The organism is Actinacidiphila sp. bgisy144, from assembly GCF_057708105.1.
Genome location: NZ_JBYIRM010000008.1, coordinates 12324 through 27543 on the forward strand (window position 1 = coordinate 12324; position 15220 = coordinate 27543).

The 15220-nt window shown below is 73.9% G+C and carries 14 protein-coding genes and 1 pseudogene; 1 reads left to right on the plus strand and 14 read right to left on the minus strand.

Annotated elements, in window-relative coordinates; translation table 11 throughout:
* Window positions 1-61 precede the first annotated feature (61 nt).
* The 12 genes from AC3EVP_RS11740 to AC3EVP_RS11795 are packed head-to-tail and all read right to left on the minus strand — an operon-like array spanning window position 62 to window position 12072.
* Window positions 62-823 carry an ABC transporter permease gene (locus AC3EVP_RS11740; RefSeq protein ID WP_335975045.1) on the minus strand — a complete coding sequence of 254 codons (762 nt, stop codon included), beginning with the start codon at window positions 821-823 and terminating at the stop codon, window positions 62-64.
* A gap of 2 nt (window positions 824-825) precedes the next feature.
* Window positions 826-1599 carry an ABC transporter permease gene (locus AC3EVP_RS11745; RefSeq protein WP_435128952.1) on the minus strand — a complete coding sequence of 258 codons (774 nt, stop codon included), beginning with the start codon at window positions 1597-1599 and terminating at the stop codon, window positions 826-828.
* On the minus strand, window positions 1599-2576 hold the full coding sequence (locus AC3EVP_RS11750; RefSeq protein WP_335975035.1) for an ABC transporter ATP-binding protein: 978 nt from the start codon (window positions 2574-2576) through the stop codon (window positions 1599-1601). The genes AC3EVP_RS11745 and AC3EVP_RS11750 overlap by 1 nt, the downstream gene beginning before the upstream one ends.
* Complete coding sequence (locus AC3EVP_RS11755; protein ID WP_435128955.1) at window positions 2573-3859, minus strand: ATP-grasp domain-containing protein; 1287 nt, start codon at window positions 3857-3859, stop codon at window positions 2573-2575. Before AC3EVP_RS11755 ends, AC3EVP_RS11750 begins: the two co-directional genes overlap by 4 nt.
* On the minus strand, window positions 3849-4091 hold the full coding sequence (locus AC3EVP_RS11760; RefSeq protein ID WP_335975030.1) for an acyl carrier protein: 243 nt from the start codon (window positions 4089-4091) through the stop codon (window positions 3849-3851). The genes AC3EVP_RS11755 and AC3EVP_RS11760 overlap by 11 nt, the downstream gene beginning before the upstream one ends.
* Before the next feature lie 60 nt (window positions 4092-4151).
* Window positions 4152-6509 (minus strand): lantibiotic dehydratase, encoded by a 2358-nt coding sequence (locus AC3EVP_RS11765; protein WP_435128959.1) that lies wholly within the window; start codon window positions 6507-6509, stop codon window positions 4152-4154.
* Between the two features lie 33 nt (window positions 6510-6542).
* Window positions 6543-7292 carry a hypothetical protein gene (locus AC3EVP_RS11770; protein WP_435128962.1) on the minus strand — a complete coding sequence of 250 codons (750 nt, stop codon included), beginning with the start codon at window positions 7290-7292 and terminating at the stop codon, window positions 6543-6545.
* Window positions 7289-8155: a hypothetical protein gene (locus AC3EVP_RS11775; RefSeq protein WP_435128965.1), complete on the minus strand. Its 867-nt coding sequence runs from the start codon at window positions 8153-8155 to the stop codon at window positions 7289-7291. Before AC3EVP_RS11775 ends, AC3EVP_RS11770 begins: the two co-directional genes overlap by 4 nt.
* Window positions 8152-9201 carry a GNAT family N-acetyltransferase gene (locus tag AC3EVP_RS11780; protein WP_435128968.1) on the minus strand — a complete coding sequence of 350 codons (1050 nt, stop codon included), beginning with the start codon at window positions 9199-9201 and terminating at the stop codon, window positions 8152-8154. Before AC3EVP_RS11780 ends, AC3EVP_RS11775 begins: the two co-directional genes overlap by 4 nt.
* Window positions 9198-10247 (minus strand): glycosyltransferase family 9 protein, encoded by a 1050-nt coding sequence (locus AC3EVP_RS11785; RefSeq protein WP_435128971.1) that lies wholly within the window; start codon window positions 10245-10247, stop codon window positions 9198-9200. The genes AC3EVP_RS11780 and AC3EVP_RS11785 overlap by 4 nt, the downstream gene beginning before the upstream one ends.
* Window positions 10244-11734 carry a GMC oxidoreductase gene (locus AC3EVP_RS11790; protein ID WP_435128974.1) on the minus strand — a complete coding sequence of 497 codons (1491 nt, stop codon included), beginning with the start codon at window positions 11732-11734 and terminating at the stop codon, window positions 10244-10246. Before AC3EVP_RS11790 ends, AC3EVP_RS11785 begins: the two co-directional genes overlap by 4 nt.
* A complete protein-coding gene (locus AC3EVP_RS11795) occupies window positions 11734-12072 on the minus strand; it encodes a hypothetical protein (RefSeq protein WP_435128977.1) in 339 nt (112 codons plus the stop codon). Before AC3EVP_RS11795 ends, AC3EVP_RS11790 begins: the two co-directional genes overlap by 1 nt.
* A gap of 99 nt (window positions 12073-12171) precedes the next feature.
* On the opposite strand from AC3EVP_RS11795, the pseudogene AC3EVP_RS11800 reads away from it, so the two are divergent.
* A pseudogene (locus AC3EVP_RS11800) lies at window positions 12172-14136 on the plus strand (PfkB family carbohydrate kinase); the annotation flags it as partial.
* Window positions 14137-14261: 125 nt separating this feature from the next.
* Here the strand turns inward: AC3EVP_RS11800 and AC3EVP_RS11805 are convergent.
* Together AC3EVP_RS11805 and AC3EVP_RS11810 are read right to left on the minus strand one after the other, a co-directional pair.
* Entirely contained in the window at window positions 14262-14699 is a 438-nt protein-coding gene (locus tag AC3EVP_RS11805) for a VOC family protein (RefSeq protein ID WP_435128980.1), read from the minus strand.
* Window positions 14700-14820: 121 nt separating this feature from the next.
* Complete coding sequence (locus tag AC3EVP_RS11810; RefSeq protein WP_335974994.1) at window positions 14821-15195, minus strand: helix-turn-helix transcriptional regulator; 375 nt, start codon at window positions 15193-15195, stop codon at window positions 14821-14823.
* Between the last annotated feature and the right edge of the window lie 25 nt (window positions 15196-15220).

Below are 15220 nucleotides of genomic sequence, written 5' to 3' on the forward strand. Positions count from 1 at the left end.
AGTGATCCATCGGATTCGCAAAGGGGAGAGCGCGGCAGGGCCGTCGCGTCGTGAGGCCGCATCAGATCGGGAAGTCCCTGCCGGTGCGCCGGGCCCGCGCCGCCTGCACCCGGTAGGCCAGGGCGGCCAGGACGGCCCAGACCGCGCCGACCGCCGCTTCGCGGACGGTGTCGGGCCACCAGGGCCGGCCGTCGGCGAACGCGCGGACCGCGGCGACTCCGTGGGTCATCGGCAGCCCCGCGCCGACCGTGCCCAGGACCGGCACCCGCGTCGTCGCGGTGACCAGGCTGCCCGCCGCGAGCATCAGGTACGTCAGGGTGTTGCCGAGCAGCACGTTGCTGTTGAACCGGGTGCCGAGCGAGGCCACCGCCAGGCCGGCCGCCGCGCTGCTGAGGATCATCAACAGGTAGAGGGGGCACGCCTCCAGCAGCGTCGGCGTCATCGCACCCAGGCCCGACACCGGGCCGACGACGACCACGCACAGCAGGTAGACCGCGGTGGCATCCGCCAGCCACGGAACGCTCCGGGCCGCGTACAGGCCGGCGATCGACACGTTGGCCATCCGCACCCGGTGGTACGTCCCCGACCGCTGGTCGAGCATGGGCACGTCGGACAGGCCGATGACCGTGGACAGGGTGACGCTCAGCGCCACCGAGCCCGGGAAGGCGTAGGCCGCGCCGGTACCGCTGACCCGGCCGACGAGCACCCAGAACAGGCACTGCAGCACCGCCCTGGGCCAGGCCGCGGTCAGCGAGATGCGCGGCGGCACTGCCGCGACGTGCTCGGTCCACGCCAGCCGTGCGGCGGTCGTGTAGTCCACCACGGTTACTCCAGATCCAGGGTGCCGAGGACCCGGGCCCGCCGGGACACGTAAGTGAAGACACGGTGGCCCAGCAGCGCGTAGCCGGCGCTGAGCAGGACCGTCAGGCCCAGGAAGCGCAGGTCCGGGGTCCGCTGGGTGCAGGAGGTGAGGAACTCCATCGCCCAGCGGAAGCTGATGAGCCAGGACAGCGCGCCCAGCGGCCGCGGGATCAGGCGGAGCGGGATCAGCAGGCCGCCGAGCAGGAACACCGGGTACATCAGCGCGCCCGAGATCTGGGAGCCGTACCGGCTCACCAGGAACACGCAGGCCAGCAGCATGCCGAGGGCGGTGCCGGAGCACACCACCACGAGCAGGCCGACGAGCAGCCACCCCGGGTCGCCGAACGCGATCGGCTGGCGCAGGGCGGCGAGTGTCGCGGCGACCGTGGCCAGGATCGACGCCACGGACAGCACGCTCGAGCCCAGCGACTTGCCCACCAGCACGACCAGCGCCGACCGCACGCCGAACAGGCCGGCCGGCAGCACGCCTTCGGCGCGTTCCAGGCTCAGGATGCCCGCGCCGTTCCAGACCGTGGAGGTCCAGAACGCCATCAGCAGGATGCCGGACACCACCCGCCCGGCCGCCACCGGGTCGGTGGTCGAGTTGAGGTTCACCACCAGGAGCACCGCCGGTTGGACGAAGCCGAGGACCAGGGTGAACTTCCACTCCGCGGCGTAGATCAGGATCTGGTGGCGGGCGGCGACCGCGAGCGCCTCGCCCGTCCCGGAGCCGGGCATCACGCCCGCCGTCCCGGCGCCGAGGCCGCGGCCGGTGCCGCCGTGCGCCCGCTCAGGCTGGTGAACGCCTCCTCCAGGCGGGTGTCCTCCACCCGCACCTCGTGCACCGTCACATCACCGAGCAGCCGCCCGATCTCCGTGAAGACGCCCGCCTCCCACGCCTGCGGACGCAGCCCGATCTCCCAGCCGCCGCCCTCCTGACGCACCAGCACCTCCGGCAGGTGCGGCCCGGTCAGATCCGGCAGTGGGCCTTCGCCCCGCACCACGATGGTGGCGACGTACCCGGCCAGGCGGGTGAACTCCTCCAGCTCGCTCTGGTGCTGCACCGCCCCGTCCCGCAGCAGCACGACGCGCTGCGCGAGGCGCTCGACGTCGAGCAGGTAGTGGCTGGTGAGGAGGATCGCCACGCCCTCGTCGCGCAGGGACAGCACGGTCTCGCGCAGGCTCTGCGCCTCGAACGCGTCCAGGCCGACCGTCGGCTCGTCGAGCATCAGCACCGACGGGCGGCCCAGCAGGCCGATCGCCAGGTGCAACCGCTGGCGCATGCCCTTGGAGTACGTCTCGACCCGCCGGCCGGCCACATCGGTCAGGTGCACCTGCTCCAGCACCTGCGCGATGCGCTCGCGCAGCCCGCGGCCGCCGAGTTCGCGCAGCATCCCGAAGTACCGCAGGTTGTCCCGCGCGCTCAGCCGCCCGTACAGCCCGCGGTCCCCGCCGAAGGAGACACCGAGCGCGCCGCGGGCCCGGCGGGCCTGCGTGACCACGTCGAAGCCCTGCACCCGGGCGGTTCCCCGGTCCGGCACCAGCACCGTGGACAGGATCTTCAGCAGCGTGGTCTTGCCCGCGCCGTTGCCGCCGAGCAGCGCCACGATCTCCCCGGGCGCCACCTCGAACGTCACGTCGCGCAGGACCGCCACCTCGGCACCGGGGCGGCCGAACGACCGGCCGATCCCGTGCACTTCGATCGCCGGCGTCATGGCGTGCCGTCCTCGTCCGCCACCACGCGCAGCTCCTGCTCGATCCTGCGGAACTCGGCGTGGTCGGCCTCGACCCGGTGGATGTCCCGGTCGGCCAGCAGGGCCCAGCCCCGGTCCATGGTGGACATCAGACCGGTGGTCGGCGCCACCGGATCACCGTCGCGCAGGGACAGTTGGAAGTGCCGGCAGCTGCGCAGCTGCCGCACCCGGCCGAGGGCGGCCGTGTTGCCGACGGTGCCGGCCCGGCGGAAGATCAGGTACACCCCGCGGACCCGGCGGCGCAGCCGGTAGTCGCCCTCGTCGGGGGCGGCGCCGGTGAGGCTGTGCACGTACCGCGAGAGCGCACTGCCGCCGGTGGCCAGCTCGGACGCGCCGGCCAGGCCGGCCCCGGCCAGGCGCGCGCCCGACTCCATCAGCACCGGGCCGTCGGCGGTGAGCAGGACCTCGGTGTGGCAGGGGCCGAAGCGGACGCCCAGCGCGTCCAGGACGCGGCGCACGTACGCGATCAGCCCGGGGTTCTCCGGCGCGTCCTCGGGCCTGAAGTCGGTGCTCTCGTACACCGCGAAACTGGGGCCGACCGGGACCTTGTTGTACCGGCAGACACTGGTGACGTCGTGGCGGCCGTCGCGGGTGAAGGTGTCCACCACGTACTCGGTGCCGTACATCCGCCGCTGGATCAGGACGGTCTCGTTGACCGCGCCCAGCAGGTTGACCGCGCCCAGCAGGCCGCGCACCGCCGCCTCGAGGTCGCCGCCCTCGGGCACCAGGGTGAGCCCGTCCGACAGCGAGCTGCGGGCCGGTTTGACCACCAGCGCGCCGGTGTCGGTGGACAGTCCGCCGGCCGCCGCCGCCTCGACGCAGCCGCGCCAGTCGTCGACCGCGACCGTGGGGATGGTCGGGACCCCCGCGGCGCGCAGCGTCCGCATCATGACCGCCTTGTCGCGGCGGGCCTGCGAGCGCTCCGGATCGTTGGCGAACTCCGGGGTGAGCCGGGCCGCGAGCGCGTCGGCGAACTCGACCCCGCACTCCGCCCCCGGGAACACCGCGACCGGGCGCATCCGGCGGACACGGTCGAGGACCTCGTCGAAGCCGATGGCGGCCTCGGTCGTCCCGGCGTGGTCGGCGGCCTGGAAGGTGCGCGTGTACGACGGGTCGGGGCGCGGCGACGTGAGCACCGCGTGGGTGTCGAAGCCCGCACGGCGCAGGGTGCGACCGAGCGCGACACCGGAGGAGTAGGGGTCGACCAGGACGACGGTCCCGGCGCCCGCCGGTTCAGTTGGCACCGGACGCCTCACGAATCCCGGCATGCAGCGCGCTGAGGTTCGGCACGGCGAACATCTCCAGCATGTCGACCTGCACTCCCCAGCGTTCGTCGACCTCGACCGCCAGCTGCGCCGCGCCGATCGAGTCACCGCCGGCTTCGAAGAAGTTGGCGTCCCCCGACAGCTCGGGCACGCCGAGGATGTCGGCACACAGCCTGGTGAACTCTTCCAAGGTCGGCCCGTTTACCGCCATGATCAATCTCCTCATCTCGACGTCCGTCGAATCCCTCACCGCTCGCTCGGCCGGCAGCCCTCATGACGCCGCCGCGGTGTCCTCCTCGACCAGCACCAGCCGCAGCTCCGATGTGTAGCCGCGGCCCTGCCGGTCGGTCAGCCAGCACTGGTCCGGCTCCGGCAGCATCTCCACGACGCTGACGTCCCCTTCGCCGGGTTCACGCATGAGCCGGCGCACCGTCCGGGCCAGGACCTCCACGAACGCGGGGGCGTCGAAGTCGACGAAGAACGGCTTCGTCTCCAACGGCGACTTCACGAACACGAAGCGCGGCAGTCCCAGCCGGCGGGCCCAGCCGCGGGCCGCCACGAAGCGCTCCCGCTCGTCGCCGCACATCGCGAACGCCGCCTTGCGGGCCGGCACCGTCCAGCTCTGCCGGGCCACCACCATCGAGTCCACGACGATCCGGGGCCGCCGCGCACCGGGCAGCAGGCCGAACACCTGGGACACCGGCTCCTTGAGCTGCTCGGCGAACAGGTCCATCACGTCGAACCGGTGGCCGTCGGGCAGCACCACGACGAGCTCGCCGTCCTCTTCGCGGACCTGTGCGTCGCTCGCCGCGACGAGGACGCCGTCGGCCGGCGTCGGGTGCTTCGGGTTGAGCAGGAGCCGGTAGTCCGCGGGGCGTACCAGCGCCGGATGCGAGCGCGGTGTCAGCCGCGGCCGGGCGTCCTTGGGCAGCGCCATGAGCAGGCGCGGCTCCGGGAAGTCGGCGCTGAGCATGTCCCGCAGGGCGGCCATGTCCGGGTGCTGGCGCGCGGTCGCCTGGTAGTCGAGGGTGTTGAGGGCCACGTGCATCTCGCCCAGCACCAGGAAGGGCTCCCCGGGCGCCGCACCGCCGATCATCATGAGGTCGGGACAGCACACCCGCGCCTCGCTCCAGCCCGGCCGGGGCGCGGCGAACTCGGCCGCGACGCCGCGGGCGAGCTGCGCGGTGGTGCGGTGCAGCACCCGCTGCCCGGGCTCCGGAGCCAGCACCCGGCGCCAGCGCGCGTCGAACTCCTCCCGGGCGGTGGCCAGCGCCCCGGGGAGGGCCGAGGCCAGCAGCGGCAGGCAGGCCAGCCACAGCGCCATCGCGTCCGGGGTGTCGATGCCCCTGGCCAGCAGCTTCCGGTACGCGGCGCGGACGTGCGGCAGGAACAGCTCCCGCACCCGCCAGGTCAGCCAGCGCGCGCTGTCGGCCAACGGCCCCAGCGGTGCGAGCGCGTCGACGAACGGACCGCCGAGGTCGACCGCGACATCGCGCCGGCTCTCCGGGTAGGCGACCGTGCGGCCGCTGTACGCCTTTCCGTGCCGCCGCGTGGCGTCCACCCCGGACAGTTCGACGAAGGTCTCGTCGAGTGCGCCCAGCGCCCGGTCCAGGCGGTCGGGGTCGGCCCAGTCCTCGGCGACCTGCCGCTTGGCCGCAACCAGCCTGCCGACCGCGGACCGCAGCGCCCCGCCGATCGCGGGATCGGTGATCCGCTGCGCCAGCGCGGCCAGTTCGTCGTCGGTGTGCAGCGGCCCGGCCAGGTTGAGGTCCCAGGTCAGCCAGCGCCGGTCGGCCAGTTCCGCGAGCAGCGCCATGACCTGCTCCGGGCCGTCCAGCCGGTGTGCGCGCGCCACCTCGGCCGCCAGCAGCCACGCCGGCATCCGGCCGTCCGCCCGGGCCAGGACGGCCGCGGTGACCGGATCGGCCGACTGCACCCGGCCGGAGGAGAACCGTATGCCGTCCGCGGCCGGCCGCAGCGAGGGCACGCGCCGCACGGGCAGCCACGGCCGCAGGTCGAACCGCTCGGCGAAGTGCGCCGCCACGGCGTCCACCGCCCAGCCCTCCATGTGCACGTCCACACCGGAGAGCAGGCCGCTGCCCGGGCGGACCGCCACGGCGGCCGGGCGGGCGGGGTCCAGCCCGGCCCAGGCGATCGGGCCGAAGAACCCGATCGTCTCGTTCTTCGTGCAGTACCGCTGCACGTAGGTGACGAGCGTGGCCTCCCGGGCCCGGCGTTTGGCGTCCCGCCCCCGGCCCTCGTTGATGTGCGCGAGCAGCGGATCGATGCCGGTGGCGAGCACAGCGCGGTTCTGCCAGGTCACCGCGAGCCGCAGCCACGACGAGCCGGCCAGCTCCGCCATGGACCGGTCGGCCCTGCGCCGGTACTCCCGCCACGCCGGGTCGAAGGAACCGAGGTCGATCCGCCGGCTCAGGGAGACGTCGGGCACCGCGTCGGCCGCGCGGCAGACGGCAGGGTCGGCGAGGGCGAGGGCGGCCGACGCCGGGTAGCCGGCGCTGCGCACCATTGCCTGCGGCCAGATCCGGCGGCGGCTGCCGGGGAGCAGCAGGGAGTCGGACGTCGCGCCCGCGCGCCCGTCGACCGCGTGGTTCGCACTGAGAGTCTGCATGTCTTTCGGTCCCTCCGGTGTGACGCGGTGTGCTCAGGCGCTGAGCACACCGATCAGCGCGTCCCTGGTCTGCGGTGCCGCGAAGAAGTCCGCCCGGCCGACCTCGACCGTCTCGTGCTTCGCCGGGCAGTCCGGGTCGCAAGGGTGGTCCCGGGCCACCAGGTGCAGTTCCTCCGGGCCGGCCGGCCGCCGGTCCGGATCGCAGGTCGCGGTGACATGGGCGAGCCAGTCGGCCTGCATGGCGGCGAGGCGGTCGGCCACCGGCCCGAGGTTGAGCGGCGCTCCGGCGTACGACCGCGCCATGGCCCGCTCCATGTCGGGCAGCCAGCCGGCGATGACCTCGCGCACGGTGCCGGCGTCGGCGCGGTAGCGCTCCGCCTCCTCGGGGGGCAGCGGGACCCGGGCCAGCGTGCGCCGCAACAGGCCGGCCACCCCGGCCGCCGGTGTCGGCTCCGGGTTCAGCGCCACGAGCGTGGGACGCCGGCGGCAGTGCGCGGCCAGGTGCCGGCCGACGGCGGCGGCGCCGCAGTAGGACACGACGGCGCCGACGTCCTCTTCCGCGACCCGCTCGGACAACTGCCGGGCGTACTCGTCGATCCCGGTCCGCCGCGGCCGGAACTCGTCGAGCAGGTACCGGGTGGTGAAGCCCTGGCTCTCCAGGTCCATCGCGCGGATGCGTCCGGCGGTGCCGCTTCCCGGGAACTCCAGGACGACGGTGATCGGGGCCGCGCCGTCCGCGCCGTCCGCGCCGTCCGCGCCGTGCCGGGGGGGCCGGGGGCTCACGCCGGCACCTCGCAGCAGTCCGCGTCCGGGTCGAAGAGCGGCCCGTAGGTGATCTGGAGCCGTACGTAGTGCTGGGACGCGTTGTTGAAGTTGTCGGTGAACCCGGAGGCCACGAACCGCTCGTACTCGGCGTGGTAGAGCTCGTACGCCTGGCGGGTCAGCGGAATCCCCAGGTCGATGCCGACGGCCTTCGCGCTGTAGAAGGCCTCGTAGCACTTGTAGCACTCACCGCACCACGCGCCGTTCGTCAGCCGGTCGCAGGTGCCGAGGATCGGGATGTCCCGCTCGTGCAGCCAGGTGATCATCTCCTCCTTGTGCAGGCCGCCGGCGACGGTACGCACCGGGTGCGCCGGCTGGTACCGGGACCACCAGTCGGCGAAACGCGGGTGCCGCTCGAAGTAGCCGCGCATGAACTCGCTGTGCCCGAGCAGCAGGTCGTTGCGCTCCATGCCGAGATAGACCGGCCCGTACCCGAGCGCGGACGCGATGGCGGCGCACAGGAAGTGGATCTGGCCGATCTTGCGGTCCGGCCCGTCGAACAGGTCGTAGTCGTGGATGCTCAGCAGGGTCGGCTCGATGCCCTGCGCGGCCAGCACCTCCCGGGTGTAGGTCGACTCCACGCCGCCGGAGAACCAGAGCGCCGGGCCCTTGTCCGCCGCCGGATAGCGGGGGACCCGCGCCCCGCCGCGCACCTCGATCGGGCGGCCGCACCGCAGGAACCGCGCGTACTCCCCCCAGCTCTCCACGTCCTCGTCCGCCACGCGGATCGACTCCGCGTCGCCGAAGACGTCCTGGCGCACGGCCAGATCGAAGGCGAGACGGTCCTGCGCCTCGGCCGACAGCGTCGTCTGACGGGTACTCACTTGGTGTCCTCCTCAGCGGACTTGAGGTCATCGGGCAGCAGGTCCAGCAGCAGCGCGTCACGCCGCCCGTCCGGGCCCGGCAGGTAGGAGCGCAGCCTTCCGACGTGGCGGAAGCCGGCCTTCTCGTAGCACCGCAGGGCGCGGGTGTTGGCGGCGTCGGCCAGCACGGCCACCCGGGCGTGGCCGGCCGCGAAGACGGCGGCGGCGAACGCGGCCAGCGCGGCGGACCCCAGCCCGCGGCCCCGGTCCTCCGGCGCCGCGACCACGACGTCCGGACGCACCGTGTCCGTGCGGGAGTCGACCTCGTACTCGATGAAGCCGACCGTCCTGCCGTCCTTCGTGAAGGGCAGGCAGCGCTCGTGCTGGAACCGGGCCAGGTGCTCGGGTTCCGCGGGCAGGTCCCACCACCTGCGCACCTCGGCGTCGCGGAACGCCCGCTCGAACAGGGCCAGATCCTCGGGCACCGCCCGGCGCAGCCCGATGCCGCCGGCGCCGGCCGCCTGGTCGGCGAACAGTGCCGCGCCGGGCCGCACCGGGGCCGGCGCGCACGCCGCGATCAGTTCCTCCAGGCCGTCGAGGATCGAGGCGGCGTCCTCCGGCTTCGGGTCGGGGAAGTGCCGGCAGGTGGGCGCGTCGAGGGCTCGGGCGTCCAGGAACGGCTGCTGCCCGAGTACGACCAGCGGGCGCCCGGTGTCCAGGGCCAGCGCGATCTCGCCCAGCGTCCCGTACCGGCCCTCGAAGGCGATCACCCCGTCCCCGGCCCAGTTCAGGATGTTGCTGCGGGCCAGGTCCATCGACGTGGGCAGCGCCCAGGTGGTGCAGTCGGTGGCGTCGTCCAACCGGTTCCACTTGAGCAGCCCCAGGGTCTGCCCGCCCGCCGCCACGCAGGCACGTTGCGCGCTCTCCGCGATACCGCCGTCCCCGCCGGTGACCATGCCGTACCCGCGGCGCCCGATCTCCCCGCCGATGGCGTCGGCGAGTTCCAGCGCGCTGGAACCAGCGTTGCCCGCTCGGCCGCCCAGGACCGCGATCGCCCGATTCCTCATACTGCTGCCGCTCCTTCGCCGCGATGGTCGGGTGTGCTCGCGCCGGCCGGCGCCAGGCGGCCGGCCGCGGCCAGCACCTCGGCCGCGGCGACCCCGTCACGGCAGGTCTCGAAGCACACGTCGTAGTAGTTGGTGCAGGTGCCGTTCGCGCCCATGAACGCGCACGCGCGCGCCCGCCCGCTCTGCACGGCCCGGAACCGGCCCGGAAGCGCGAGCGGGGACCAGATCCGGGCGTCGGTGGCGAGGTACAGCGCGACCACCGGACAGCCGAGCGCCGCGGCCAGGTGCACCGCCAGCGAGTCGTTGGTCAGCAGCCGCTCCAGGCCGCCGATCCAGTCCCGCAGCTCCGTGGTGCTGTCCACCAGGCGCAGCGTGACCCGGCCGGGATGGCGGGCGGCCAGCTCCCGCGCGATCTCCCGCTCCGACTCGTCCGGCCCCGAGCAGACCTCGACCGGGCCGAGTTCGCCGATCAGTTCCGACCAGCGGGACGCGGGCCAGCGCTTGGGCCGGGTGCTCGCGCCCACGCAGATGCCGGTCGACCCCGGCCGCGGCGCCCGGTACCCGGCAAGCCACGCCGCGTCGGCCCCGTCGGTTTCGACCCCGTGCCGGCGCAGGCACGCCGCCGCCTGGCTCCCGATCGGCAGGAGCTTCTCCGGCTCGGTGATCTCGTGCATGTCCCAGCACTCGATGCCGAGTCCGGCGGCCCGTTCGCGGAAGTCGCGGTAGTCGCCGTCGCGCTGCCACTCCTCGTGGCGCAGGTTGACGATGAGCGTGACGTCGTGCTGCCGGCAGAACTCCACGATGGCCGGCTGGTCGGCGGGGCGGAACCGCCGCCAGAGCGTGGGCAGGACGGCGGTCGGACCGCGCAGGCCGGCCGCTTCGCGCACCCAGTCCGCCTCCAGCATCGCGTTGGGCGGCGACCAGTACCGCAGGCCGGGCAGCGTCCGTTCCAGCTCCGCCAGCAGCGGGGCGAGGATGATGCCGTTGCCGAGGCCGCCGTTGAGGAACAGCAGCGCGTTGCGCCGGCCGGTCGCGGCGGCGCTCATCGGCGCGCCCCGGTGAGTTCGCCGGCCAGCCGCGCGGCAAGGGCGAGGACGGTCAGGGCGGGATTCGCCGCGCCGGTGCGCGGGAACGTCGCCGGCCCGCACACGTACAGCCCCGGCACCGCCCGCACCTGGGCGCGCTCGTCCACCACCGCGCCGCCCAGCGGCAGCGTGCCGGCCTCGTGCTGCTCCCAGCCGAGCGGGAAGCTGTACGTCACCGGCTGTCCGGGCACCTGCATGCTGTCCCCGGCGGTGATCCGGCCGGCGAGGTCGGCCGAGCCGAACCCGTCCTCGAACACGAGGGGGGCCGCGGTCCTGTTCGCCTGCCCGCCCAGGAGCTGGTGCATCCGCCGCAGTTCCCGCCGCTGGTCGCCGGCCAACCGCCGGTCCGCCTCGCCTACATGGCCGGCCGCGAACGTCGGCCAGGGCAGCTCCGGCCCGGGCTCGCACCACACCCGGCCGGACGGATCGCGGGTCTGCTCGCCCATGAGGTAGCAGTCCACGACGGTGAGGCCGTGGTCGTTGGTGTAGACGCGCAGAAACAGGTTGGAGCGCGAACCGGCCGGGCCGGGCGCCATGAACAGGCCGCCGGCCTCGGCGAACGGCCGGAGCTGCTCCGGCACGGCCGCCGGGGCGAAGGCCGTCACGAAACCCTGCGCCAGCTTGTCCACCAGGCCCGGCAGCGAGGCGGTCCCGGTGGCGCCGTCAGGTGGCAGCGCCTGCAACACCAGCCGGCTGTTCTCCACGGTGCCCGCGGCCAGGACGACGCGTCCGGCCCCGATCACCGTCCGCTCCCCGTCGTGCTCGACGAGCACCCCGCGGGCGGCACCGTCCGGCCCGGTCACCACCGCGACCACCTGGAGGTCGCAGCGCACGGACACCGCGCCGGGCCGCTCCGGGTCGTGCAGGTCCTCCAGCGGCGACCAGGCCCGCCAGCGCGGGGAGCCCTCCTCGGCGAGCACCGCCCGGGGCACCTCGGTGAACCGGCGGCCGCCGAGTTCGAACCCGCGCCCGGCGCAGAGCGGGCCGCCCGCCCACTTCTCCAGGTCGGCGACGACCGAGTCGTAGAGCGGCGGTTCGCCGTTCCGCGGCATCGTCAGATCGGCCACGACCTCGGCCGGCCAGCTGCCGTCCGCCAGCGCCCACGGCTCGATCGGAAGCGCGACGCCACCCCAGTACAGCGCCCGCCCGCCGAGCCGGCCGCGCAGACCCGAAATTCCGTCGAACCCCGTCGCGGTGGGGTGGTAAGGCCGCCGGAAGTAGGGATCGGACGCGGGGTCGAGCCATATCCGGTCGGCCTTTTCCCGGTCGTGCTCCCACCGGAGGTGACCGTGTCCGGCGTCCGGCCCGGCCTCGACGACGAGAATGCTGCCCGAATGAGTCGCGGCCATCCGGCGGGCCAGATAAAGCCCCGCGAGTCCGCCGCCGACGACAAGCACGTCGGCTGACGGCGGATGAATTCCGTTCGGTGTCCCACAAGGAGTCGTCATCACGTCCCGCCAAACTGACAAGAGAATCGGCCGGTTGTGCCGATACGGCCTCGCGCCGTCCAGTTGGAACCGTACGACATGCCGAAAGGCGGTTCATTGAACTTGCGCGCCAGGTTCCGGATCGTCCGCCGGGCCGGTTGTCCGCCGTTCGGCGACCGTCCCCCGGAGCCGGACGGAATTTCCGGGCCGCGAATGGAAAAGCAGCGCCAACTTTGGTCGATCCGGGCCGGAATGTCCGGGTTCCCGGCGTCGGAGAATTTGTTCTGGCTATACATTCCGTATTGGACTGGCGAAGCATCACCGTCGACCAGGATCTCCGCGCCCGGAAGGGGCGGCATCGATCAGGTCGTAGCTGGCAAAACCACGAAGCGAGCGGCGCGACTCCCGGTACCCCTGAGGGATACGGGCCGATGTCGCGTGTCATCGAGGGAGAAACCATGGCTGCCCATTCGGCGTCCGCGGACCACAGCCACAGCCATCTCACAGGTCTGGCGCAGGCGCTGGCCGGTCTCGATGTGGACCGGATCACGCGCTGGGGCGCTGAACTCGCGGACCGCCTCAGTACCGGGCGAACGCTGCTGGCCGCCGGCAACGGCGGCTCGGCGGCCGAGGCACAGCATCTGACCGCGGAACTCGTCGGGCGTTACCAGCGCGAACGGCGGGCGGTCGCCGCGGTCGCCCTGCACGCCGACTCCTCCACCGTGACCGCGGTGGCCAACGACTACGGATACGACCGGGTGTTCGCGCGCCAGATCGAGGCGCACGCCCGGCCCGGCGACATCGTGCTGCTGCTGTCGACGTCGGGCCGCAGCACCAACCTGCTCCACGCCGTGGAGGCGGCCCGTGCGGCCGGAGCCACCACCTGGGCCCTCACCGGGCCCGGGCCGAATCCGCTGGCCGAACTCGCCGACGACGCACTGGCGATCGAGGCGGACACCTCCGCCAACGTCCAGGAGTGCCAGCTCGTGGTGGTGCACCTGCTCGCGTCGGCGGTCGACGAGCGGCTGCTCGAAGCGTCGGGGCCGGTGTCGGAGCCGGGTACGGAGCCGGCGCCGGTGCCGGCCGCGCCGGCCCCCGCGGAGAGCCCGGTCGCGGCTCCGACCGCGGCTCCGGTCGCGGTTCCGACCGCGGCTCCGGCCGCGATTCCGGCCGCCGTCCCGGCCGAGCGGAGCGGGACCCCGACGCGGCCGAGGATCGTGGTGGTCGGGGACACCCTGCTCGACCGGGACAGCACCGGCTCGGTCAGCCGGCTCTCCCCGGAAGCACCCGTCCCGGTCCTCGCCGGGCTCGACACGGCCCACCGGCCCGGCGGCGCGGGCCTGGCCGCGGTGCTCGCCGCGACGGACCGCCACGACGTGACCCTGGTGACCGCGCTGTCGAAGGACGCCCCCGGTGCCCTGCTGCGCACCCTGCTCGACGAAGCCGGCGTCCGTGTCGTCGATCTCGGCCTGAGCGGACCGACACCCGTCAAGTCCCGTATCCGTACCGCGGACCGCACCCTGCTGATGCTGGACGAGGCAGGCCCGGCGGGCGAGATACGGCCGGCCGGCCTGGACGGCGCCGCCGAAGCGCTGGCCGGGGCCGACGCGGTCCTCGTGTCGGACTACGGCCGCGGCGTGACCGCGCTGCCGGGACTGCGCCGGCTGCTGTCCGAGGCGGCGGGCCGGGTGCCGATGGTGTGGGACCCGCATCCGCGGGGCGCCGCCGCGGTACCCGGAGTCCGCCTGGTCACCCCCAACCAGCGGGAAGCGGAGGTGCTGACGGGCCGGCAGGAGACCGGCGGCCCTGACGGCCTGTCCGCGGTCGTCGCCGCGGCCCGGGCCCTGCTGGACCGGTGGCCGGCCGAGCAGGCCGTGGTCACCCGGGGCGCGCACGGCGCCGTCCTGGTGCACAGCGGCGGCGGCACCCCGCTGGTGGTCAACAGCCGGCGGATCGTCGCGCTCGACAGCTGCGGGGCGGGGGACCGGTTCGCCGCGACGACGGTCCTGCGGCTGGCCGAAGGCGCCACGACGGCCGAGGCGGTGGCCGCCGCGACGGACGCCGCCACCACGTACGTGGAGAACGGCGGCCCCCGGAACGTCGGTGACCGGCCGGCCGCCCCGGACGAGGCCCGACCGGACGAGGACCCGCTGGCCATGGCGCGGCGGGTGCAGGCCGCAGGCGGCACCGTGGTGGCGGTCGGCGGGTGCTTCGACCTGCTGCACCGCGGACACGTCACCATGCTGGAAGAGGCCCGCCGCCTGGGCGACCTGCTGGTCGTCTGCATCAACGGCGACGAGTCGGTGTCCCGGCTCAAGGGCCCGGAGCGGCCGGTGCTGCCCGCGGTCGACCGGGCCGGGATGCTGCGCTCGCTGCGCTCGGTCGACGCGGTGGTGGTCTTCGACGAGGACACCCCCGAGCGCGCGCTGCGGGCGCTGCGCCCGGACGTCTTCGTCAAGGGCGGTGACTACCACGCCGCGCAGCTGCCGGAGACCGAGGCGGTGCGGGCCTGGGGCGGCGAGGTGGTCACCGTGCCCTTCGTCGACGGCTACTCGACGACCTTGCTGCTCGAAGAGCTGTCCGGGGCCCTGCCCGCCTCGGCCACCCCACGGCCCCGGAAGTCGTTGATCTCGATCAAGTGGCCGTCCGGATCGGAGAGGAACGCGACGGTCTCCCCGCCGATGCGCCGCGGTTCCTCGACGATCTGATAGCCCAGCGCCCGGACGTGGGCCACGATCCCGGGCACGTCGTCGACGGAGAAGGCCAGGTGCTGGGAGGGGTGCGGCGCCGGCAGGAGGCCGTCCTCCTGCCAGAGTTCGACGCCCGCGGGCATGCCGGCGGGCGCCATCTGGAGGATCGTCCGCCGGTCCAGCTCATAGCGGACGACCTGCTCCAGGTGCAGCGCGGCCGCGTAGAACGCTGCCGACCGGGCCACATCCGTGACGTCGAGGCGTACGTGATCCATGCGGATCGAGAACGAGGGCACGACAACCTGCCTTTCAACAAGAGGGGCCGGACTGCTCGTTCGAGCAGTCCCCGTGACTGTCGGCGGCGCGGGCGGGCCGTCCCGTCGGCCTTCCGGGCCGGACCCGCCCGCGCGGCCTCGGCTACGGATCGCCCGCGCCGACGAGCGCGTCGGAGATCCGCGCCGGTGTCGTTCCGTAGCGCTGCCGGAAGGCCCGGATGAAGTGGCTGCTGTCCGCGAAGCGCCAGCGCTGGCTGATCTCGCTCACCGTCAGGTGGCCGTGGCCAGAGATGAGGTCGACCCGGGCCTGTTCCAGCCGCCGGCGGCGGACATAGCCCATGAGCGTCTCCCCGGTGCCGTCGAAGGCCCGGTACAGGGTGCGGACCGAGACGTTCAGTCCGCGGGCGATCGAGGTGGGGCTGAGGTCCTCTTCCCGCAGGCTTCTCTCGGCCAGGCCGATCGCGGCGGACCGTAACGACGATCGAGTGCTTCCGATGAGGTCGGTCGGCTGGGTCATTTCCAAACTCCCATCGTGGGCGGAT